Genomic DNA, 8,390 nt, shown 5'->3' with positions numbered 1-8,390 from the left:
TGCATTTATCTTTAAATTACGGAACACCTAATTACGTGCACCAAAATGCCGCCTAAAACAAATTATTAATCTGTAGCCGTATTTTAGGACGTGACATTTGCAAAAATCACGATGAAATTTATACTAAAAACACTTAAGTGGATAGGTAAACTGTTTGTAGGGGTTTTAGTATTAATAATATTATCGGGAGCATTGTACCGATTATTTAGCTCTGAACCAGTACCACCTGGAAAATTAATTGATGTCAACGGAACCAAACTCCATATAAGAGCGGAAGGCCAAAAAAATGATTTACCAACACTTGTCCTTGAAGCAGGTGCTGCTAGTGATAGTGAGGTATTTCATTGGATCGTAGAAGGTTTGACTAAAAATATGAGGGTTGTGCGTTATGATAGAGAAGGAAAATGGCATAGCGAAGCAAGTAAGGACAGTATTACATCAGAATATTATGCCCATCAGTTGCACAAGTTACTTGAAAAAAATGGTGAAAAACCACCTTATATATTAGTAGGTCATTCTATGGGAGGCCCTTATAGCAGAATATTTAGAGACCTATATCCGAATGAAGTAAAAGGACTTGTTTTTCTAGATTCGAGTCATCCCGAACAAACGGAACGTTTGGCACAACCAGATTCTTCCAAAAATCAAGCCTTTCAAAAAACTTTGATAATACTTGCCGATATGGGAATACTGGGGCTTTCAGATCAAATATTTGGTCCATTATTTAATATTAACATTGACCTACCAAAAGATTCTCAAACCCGTTCTCGTAATCGTCTTTTATATTCTGCAAAGGTTTGGCGTAGAACGTTAAAAGAAGTTAATATTATAGAAAATATTCTTTTGAGAGCAGGTCAAACCAGCAGTTTAGATTCTTTACCTGTTCTGGTTTTTACCGCAGCTGAAGAGTACAATGAATTTAGGAAAAGACAATATAGAAATATGGGTGTTGATCCGGATAAAGAGTTACAATTATGGTTCGAATTGCAAAAGGAACTAAAAGAATTATCTACGAAAGGAGAACAATTTTATATTGATGGAAATCATGGTTCCATAATCACAAAAAAGGAAAATGCTGAAATAATTAACAAAAAAATACTTTTAATGGTTGCAAAAATCTAGAGAGAAAAATTAAAAAAAAACGTTATACAACACTACCTATAAACAATACGTGCTTCAGGCTTAAACGAATGGTTCGCGTATTTTTATGATGGTCTCAAAATCTTTTGGATTTTTCTCTGGACAGTAAAATAAATCAAAAAGATCTCACTACGTACATGCCGGACAGCAAACGGCAGTTTGCTCCCGTACTGTTCATAGCTAAAACGCTAGCACCAATTTGACCCGTCCTGAAATATGTATACAAAACACTTCAAGTATATGTATTTTAGGACGTGACATTTAAAACCACTTGATTATGAAAAGACAATTTTTCTTACTTTTTCTACTTTCTTTTACATTGACTTCGTACGGTCAAATAAAAGAGAGTAAGGCAATAGACAGCCTATTCTTAGAATGGAATAAGCCCGAAACACCAGGTTGTGCAATTGGAATAGTTAAAGATGGAGAGCTTATATACTCGAATGGATATGGTATTGCTGACTTGGAACATGATATAGAAATTACCCCATCATCTGTCTTTTATATTGGTTCTGTTTCCAAACAGTTCGTAACATTTAGTATACTACTTCTCGAGGAACAGGGAAAATTAGACCTTGATGATAGAATTCAAAAATACTTGCCTGATTTTCCAGATTACAATTCTAATCTGACCATTAGAAATTTTATTCATCATACAAGTGGTGTGCGAGATTATTTAACCCTAATGTATTTAAAAGGGAGAAACTATCTAGATAATGCCGATGTAGATGAGGTCTATGAACTTATTAAAAAACAAAAAGAATTGAATTTTATACCTGGTGATAAATATTTATATAGTAATTCTTGTTATTTCATGCTTGCAATGATAATTGAAAAAGCAGCAGGTCAATCACTAAAAGATTTTGCTCATGAAAATATTTTTCAACCTTTAGGAATGAAGAATTCACTTTTTTATGATGACAACACGGATTTAATTAAAAATCGAGTTTTCAGTTATGAAAAGAAAAACAATGAGGATGGATTTAATAATTTAATTATGAGGTTTGATTTAGTTGGTTCTGGTGGAGTTTATTCAAGTATAGAAGACTTGTTTCTCTGGGATCAAAATTTTTATAACAACAAACTTGGAAAAGGAGGGCAAACTATTATCGATAAAATGCACGAGGAAGGTCTTTTAAACAATGGGGAAAGTAGTGGTTATGCTTTTGCACTAAATAACGGAACTTACAAAGGACTAAAAACAGTTAGTCATGGTGGGGCACTCGCTGGTTATCGTGCACAATTAATGCGGTTTCCAGATGAAAAATTTTCTGTAATTGTATTAGCCAACAGAGGAGACGCTAATCCTACAGCTAAATCTTTTCAAATAGCTGACATTTTGCTAAAAGAAAGATTTGTAGAAAAATCAGAAAATAAGGAGATAAAAACAGAGAAACCAAAAGATATAACTTCTTTAGAAAAATTTAATTTGAATCAATTAGTTGGTAATTACGAGATTCAAGCTGGAATGGTTTTAGAAATAACTTTAAAGAATGATTCAGTTAACGTGTTACAGACTTGGAATAAATCTTCATATAACATAACAAACACAACCGGAAACACATATGAAATACTAAATGATAATTCTATTCAATTCGTATTTTCAGAATTAAAAGACGATTATACCCAAACACTCACAGTTTTTCAAAATGGAAATGAAACCATTTGTAAAAGAAAAAAACAATTGGATCTCTCTTCTCTAAACATGGAAGATTATACAGGAAATTATTATAGTGAAGAGTTGGACGTCAGTTATTTGTTATTTATGGAAGAAGGAACGTTAAAAGTAAAAGTTGCCAATAATGATCCCCTAGAATTGAAATTATATGATATCGATGCTTTTACTTCAGATGGTAATCTTGTTCGCTTTAACAGGGTAAATGGAATAGTAAGAGGTTTTGAACTTGATGCTGGAAGAGTAACAAATTTGAAATTCGAAAAGAAATAAAACAGGTGCTAACAATGTATATAAGCCATTAAAACGGCTCATATACTGGACCAGTACAGTACATTTGAAAAATATCAAAACCGACCGTTTACTAACATAAAAATTCGAAAAATGAAAAATTGGAGTTTTGAAATCGAAAAAAGACCAAATGAAATTACCGAACAATTAGAATCTGAACTTGGTTCTATCGGTGGTTTTGTATTTGATAGAAAAAATCAAACCACCTTCAGCTTTCGAAAACGAATCCTTTATGCTTGGTATATAGCGTTTCAAAATTGGACTATCGTCAAAGGAAAACTGTCAAATGACCCCACGGAAAATACAACACAGGTGAATATCTCGTTTAGGCAACATTTTTTAGTTCGATTGATACTATATACTCACATCATTTTTGGATCGGTATTTATTCTTGTCCTCTTTACAACGATCGACGAACCTCCAACCTATATTTTAGGGGGACTAATTATGGTATTGGGGGCAATTATTTGGACTGCTACCAAGAAAAAATTTAAAAAAGACGCTGAAAAATACAAAGGCCTCATCACTGAGACATTGGGACTTTAAAAAACGACGTGTGCCAACCACAGGTACGCCCAATGGCAGGGGCAACCCGCCGCAACCAGCTATCAGCCCTTTGCGCAAACGGCTGAAAAACTATAAAGCAGATCGTATAGGAAGACAGGTAGCCACCTTACAGTTGCCGGTTTTTGCTATATTTCCGTGGCAATTGCCAAACTTTGGGTAGCAGGTCGTTGGCCATGACAACCAAACACAATGAAAAGAACCATCCCACTACTAGTAACAGGTCTCTTTCTGATTGTACTGGCCTGCAATACAAAAAAGACGGAGTTGGTGCTACTGGGAACGGTGCACCAGCCCATTTCAAACTTCAATTCGGACAGTCTCTATAATATTCTTGTGAAAATAAACCCCGATCTGATTCTGTTCGAGGTAGATTCCTCATTTTTTACACCACAGTTTACGTTCAAAAAAACCTGGGACAGTAACGAAAATATAGCTACGGTCCGATATATGGATGAATTTGATGTCGATGTTCGGCCCTACGAATTTACGGGAAGAAATGACCATAGAAAAAAGATCGGCTCTAGACCCACTGATGGCTTGGCCCTGAACCTGTTGGACAGCGTCTATCGAAACAACGGCTTGGACTCGGTGGACGAAAAGACCTATGAAGCGTTTCTCAAAGTGAACGATACCTTGAATTCGTTTGCATTTTTGGGAGCAAGGGCCTTCAACAACCCCCGTACGGATAAAGTTGCACAAACTAGGCAACGCTATCAATATCAAGACCTTTTACAGGTAATGGAAAGGTATCCCATTTTTTCAAACACCTATTTTATAAAAAATAAAAACGATAGCATCAGCTATCTAGAAGGCTATAAAAGGGCGTCGAAATTCTGGGACATACGAAATACTACGATGGCAAAGCATATTTTGCATTTTGCCAGCGCGTATCGCGGGAAGAGAATCGTGGTCTTAAACGGCTACTTTCACAGATACTATCTTACTACCCTTCTCGAACCTAAACAACAAGAAAACGGCTTTATCATCAAAAATTTCGAGGATTACTGAACAACAATCCGCAAGGCATTAGGCTCTGCTTATACCTCAATACAAGGTTATATGGTCTTAAACACTTTTACGTAAAAATTGAATTTTGTTGCCATAACCCAAGATCCTCCGGTTTCAGTATAGAAAATTATGGCGAACCACACTTAAAAAGCCAATAGTAGCCCATTACTCTTTGCAGTTCGTTTTTACTGGATCTACACCACCCGCGTCGAACTTCGAGACTAGCCCCCTTTTAATTAATGCAAGCTAGCGATTAAGCATAATTAATATGGAGTTGATGGGTTTTACTATCTTAGGGAGATAATGGATATATCATCAATGATCATATTCCTACGTTATGCATAATCTACCAAAACCCTATAAAAATTGACATTTAAGGAAGTTTATAATCTGACAATTAAATATTATCCATCTGAAATTGATATTTCGGACGGAAAAATGGTTGAGAAAGGTGGCGGAAAATTTAAAAAGTTATCGGAAACGTGGAACGATGCGGAATTGAAAACGGAAAAGGAATCTGATTTTATCAAACTAATGGTTTGGGGCATTTTTTGCGGATATCATAAAAAAGCAATTGACAACTTTATGAACGGAAAAAAGACAGTTTCCTTGAATGAATTGGATATGGAATATTTGAAATACAAGTTTGAGGAAAGCCTACTCGATACGGAAGATGATTATTACGCTGAATTGAGAACGGAATATAAAACTGAATAAAAAAACTATGCACAACAAAGTGTATAGCTCATTGCGGCTGGATTCCATAATCGGAATTCATTGCAATTTGCTATTTTTCAGTTACGACGGAAAATCATAGCTGATTTACCGCAACGAGCCATACACAATCACGTTAGCAACAACCCTAAAAAAACATTCAGCTAAAATATGAAAGTCATAAAACAAACATTTTACTTTTTAGTTCTTATAATCTTAATACCAATAGCTGTTAACAGTCAGAATAAATACAATTTAGACTTTAACGACTTTAACCCAGAAAAAGAAAAAATGCCCACGGGGTGGTTTAAGTGGGGGAATTTTGAAAATTTATCGGGAGAAATTATTAGCGAGGGCAATTCTGTTGGGAAAGTTGTTTCCGATAAAGATGGGAAATTTGGGTGTATTACTTATAGAATACCTGCAAATTATATTGGAGACACCATTGTGCTTTCTGGTCGAATGAAATACGAAAATGTAAAAGGATTTGTTGGACTCTTGATGCGAATTGACGGAAATTCAAAAAAAAGTCCTTTGGCGTTTAAATCAATGCAAAATCAAAAAATAAGAGGGACAAGTGATTGGAAAGAATATTCTATAAAACTTCCTTTTCCATCTAACGCAAAAACAGTCTTTGTAGGCGGAATTTTAGGCAAAAAAGGTGTCGCTTGGTTTGATGACTTTAAAGTGAGTATCGACGGCAAAGACATTCAGGAATTAGAAGAAACAAAAAGAATAACTTTAGAAAACTACAATTCTAACGAACTAGAATCGGCTTTATCAAAATCTTCTAAAAAACTGGACTTTTCCAGCGAAGAAATTCTGCGCAATAGTTTAGACCCTTTGATAGAAAAAATCGGCGTCAAAAAGATAGTTGCAATAGGCGAAAGCACACACGGAACCTCTGAATTTTATCGACTTAGAGAAACCATAACAAAGAGACTAATTAAAGAAAAAGGATTTAGTCTCGTTGTTTTGGAAAATCCATACGATGATATTGAAATCTTGAACAAAGATTTGGATAAAATGCCATTAGATAGCTTAATGCGAAAACATCTATTTTCAATTTATCAAACCCAAGAAATAAAATCTTTTTTACAATGGTATAAGGATAATAAAACCCAATATAACATTAAGTTTAAAGGTTGTGACGATTCATATTGGGTTTTCTATGAACTACTAGAAGACAATATTAATCCGATAAATGATAAAATATTGAATAAGCTTTTGCAGGAATTAGAATCCAATATTGCAAAAAGTTCAATTGGTAATTTAAAAAAAGAATACAGGGTCAACTATTCTATCTACAATAACATCTTAGAAATTGAAAATTATTTAGAATCAACTAAAAAAATAACCAAATCAATCAGAGAAATTCTATTCAATGGAAAAAACACATATATCAACTATTTAAACATTAAAAACCAAAAACCATTTCAAAGTCGAGATGAAATAATGGCGGACAGAATATCATTTTTGGCTAAAAATTCGGACAATAAGATTATTGTTTGGGCTCACAATGCACATATTTCGAACGAAATTATCATAGATAATGAAATAGGGATTATGGGCAGAGATTTAAAAAAAGATTTCAATCAAGATTATTATTCAATTGGACTTACGACCTTAAAAGGCAGTTATTCGTATATGGATGAAAAATTCATAAACGGAGACCACAGTTATAAAGAGAAACTTAAAACTGAATCATTTAAACCTATCGACAGCTTGTTTTGGGAAAATAGACTATCTATAATTAACAAATCTTTTATTATAGATATGAAGGACTTAAAAAATGAACTAAACACAGATGAAATAATCGCCCCTACAAGGCTAATCGGTTATTCAAAAGAATCGGAGGAGGATATTTATTATCTTCAATTAATCAAAAATTTTGATTCGTTGATTTTTATTGAAGAAACTAATGCAACCAAACCAATATTCGAGTAAAAAGGGCAGTTGCTAACAATGTATAAAAAAAATAGGGCGGAAAGGTTCTTAAACAAAGGCTTGGGCGTATTTTCGAGGTCGCCAAATCTTTTGATTTGGCTTTTAGAAAAATAAGATAAAAACAAAATACAAAAGATTCGGCTTGTGGCTAAACGGAAAGGACATCGCTTATCACCTGCCCTACTTTTCTTATACTTACCGTTGTACACCATTTAAGAAATGAAATATTCAATTATAATTTTACTAGGTTTATTCATTAGTTGTAAAACTAATAGGACAACAACAAACCTAGATTCTAAACCATCTGAAAGTTTAGCAGAAAAATTATGCAATCAATTTGATGATAATATTGAGAATCAATTAAAATTACAAATGAAATTGATTCAAGAGGAATCACTGAAGAATTTAGACGAAAAAATTAATAATGAATCCAACCCTTTAAGTGAAATTAATGTTTTGAATTATAAAACCACGCGTGATTTACGGAAAAATTGTTCAAAATATAAAATTAAATACTATGCTCTTGGAAGTATATTCACAAGAGTTTTAGACATCGATAATACATTAAATAATAAGGAAGAAGATGAAATTGAACTAAAAATCGAGAATCTTGAAAAAGAAAAAAAGGTTCAATTAATGATTGTTACAATAGACGACCTCTATCCATATGAGGGCATAACTGAATATTCAATTGAACAAGGGAATGATTGGAATGTTGGAAAGTATGCAGAAAATGGTGGATTAATTGTTGTATTAGATAAAAATGATAGAAATATCAGATTATCGACTGATAATAAATTAAAAAAAGAATTAACAGACAAAGAATGTGAGGAAATTATTGAGTTCTTAAAACCATTATTCAAAGAGAAAAGATACACAAAAGGACTAAATATAATGATTGACCAAATTAACCAAAGAATATAAACGGTGTACAACAAAGAACTGAGCTAAAAACAAATGAAATTTAGCTCAACCTACCCACATAATTTCGATCATAATCCATACCTGATTTTGATATTCCATAAGCTTGTTTAATAAGTTTATTACA

General features: G+C 33.3%; 7 protein-coding genes. All 7 read left to right on the top strand.

Features of this window, described 5'->3' with window-relative positions:
• Positions 1-111 precede the first annotated feature (111 nt).
• Positions 112-1,122, top strand: coding sequence for an alpha/beta fold hydrolase (locus tag F2B13_RS20245; RefSeq protein WP_149305000.1), 1,011 nt, complete (start codon positions 112-114; stop codon positions 1,120-1,122).
• Between the two features lie 295 nt (positions 1,123-1,417).
• On the top strand, positions 1,418-3,088 hold the full coding sequence (locus tag F2B13_RS20240; protein ID WP_149304999.1) for a serine hydrolase domain-containing protein: 1,671 nt from the start codon (positions 1,418-1,420) through the stop codon (positions 3,086-3,088).
• A 111-nt stretch (positions 3,089-3,199) separates the two neighbouring features.
• Positions 3,200-3,652: a DUF423 domain-containing protein gene (locus tag F2B13_RS20235; protein ID WP_149304998.1), complete on the top strand. Its 453-nt coding sequence runs from the start codon at positions 3,200-3,202 to the stop codon at positions 3,650-3,652.
• A gap of 210 nt (positions 3,653-3,862) precedes the next feature.
• Positions 3,863-4,681, top strand: a complete 819-nt coding sequence (locus F2B13_RS20230; protein ID WP_149304997.1) for a ChaN family lipoprotein — start codon at positions 3,863-3,865, stop codon at positions 4,679-4,681.
• Positions 4,682-5,047: 366 nt separating this feature from the next.
• Positions 5,048-5,398 (top strand): hypothetical protein, encoded by a 351-nt coding sequence (locus tag F2B13_RS20225; protein ID WP_149304996.1) that lies wholly within the window; start codon positions 5,048-5,050, stop codon positions 5,396-5,398.
• 168 nt (positions 5,399-5,566) lie between these two features.
• Positions 5,567-7,342, top strand: coding sequence for an erythromycin esterase family protein (locus F2B13_RS20220; protein WP_149304995.1), 1,776 nt, complete (start codon positions 5,567-5,569; stop codon positions 7,340-7,342).
• Positions 7,343-7,561: 219 nt separating this feature from the next.
• Positions 7,562-8,266 (top strand): TPM domain-containing protein, encoded by a 705-nt coding sequence (locus F2B13_RS20215; RefSeq protein WP_149304994.1) that lies wholly within the window; start codon positions 7,562-7,564, stop codon positions 8,264-8,266.
• The last annotated feature ends 124 nt before the right edge of the window (positions 8,267-8,390 follow it).

The sequence above is a fragment of the Pareuzebyella sediminis genome, assembly GCF_008367235.1.
GTDB classification, from domain to species: domain Bacteria; phylum Bacteroidota; class Bacteroidia; order Flavobacteriales; family Flavobacteriaceae; genus Pareuzebyella; species Pareuzebyella sediminis.
This window is presented reverse-complemented; position numbering and strand designations above follow the sequence as displayed.